Raw genomic sequence first — 589 nt, 5'->3', positions numbered from 1 at the left:
GTGCTCAGGGATGGCCCTCGAGGAGGGTCCGCAGCTCGAGGTCGGCTGCCTTGCGTCCCTCGAGATCGGTTCGGGTGCCATCGAACAACAGTCGACCGCGGTCGAGCACCGCAACCCGGTCGCCGGGTGCGATCAGCTCGAGCAAGTTGTTCTCGGTCGCGATCAGGGTCAAGCCCTGGGCCTCGCGCTGAACCCGGAGGATCGCCAGGATATCGCGCAGCGCCGGTTGATCGAGTCCGTCGCTCAAGCCATCGCAGATCAGGAGCTCGGGCCGGTTGATCAGGGCGCGGGCGAGCTCGGCGCGACGGCGCTGGCCGAGCGAGAGCGCGCGCGGATAGCGGTGCTCCATGCCGTCGAGCTGCAGCTGGGTGATCACCAGCCTGGCCGCACGCGCGAGGTCTCCGGGGCTGTGTGGCCGTGCCCGCAGCGGCAGCAGCATGTTCTCGAGCACGCTGAGCTCGTCCAACAAGGAGCCGCCCTGGAGCAGCGCGCCGACGCGCCCCCGCAGCCGGTTGAGGCGGGCATCGTCGAGTCGGGTCAATTCTTTGCCGAACAGCCGGATACGCCCGGCCGAGGGTTGGTCCAATCC

The 589-nt window shown here is 69.1% G+C and carries 1 protein-coding gene; it reads right to left on the bottom strand.

The annotated features are described in order from the left end of the window. Positions 1 to 4: 4 nt before the first annotated feature. The coding region (locus tag CKO27_RS24030) for an ATP-binding cassette domain-containing protein (protein ID WP_200377423.1) at positions 5 to 589 on the bottom strand (585 nt) is incomplete at its 5' end.

The sequence above is a fragment of the Thiocystis violacea genome, assembly GCF_016583575.1.
In the GTDB taxonomy this organism is placed as follows: domain Bacteria; phylum Pseudomonadota; class Gammaproteobacteria; order Chromatiales; family Chromatiaceae; genus Thiocystis; species Thiocystis violacea.
Note: the sequence above shows the minus strand (reverse complement) of the source record. Positions and strands in the feature narration are given on the sequence as shown.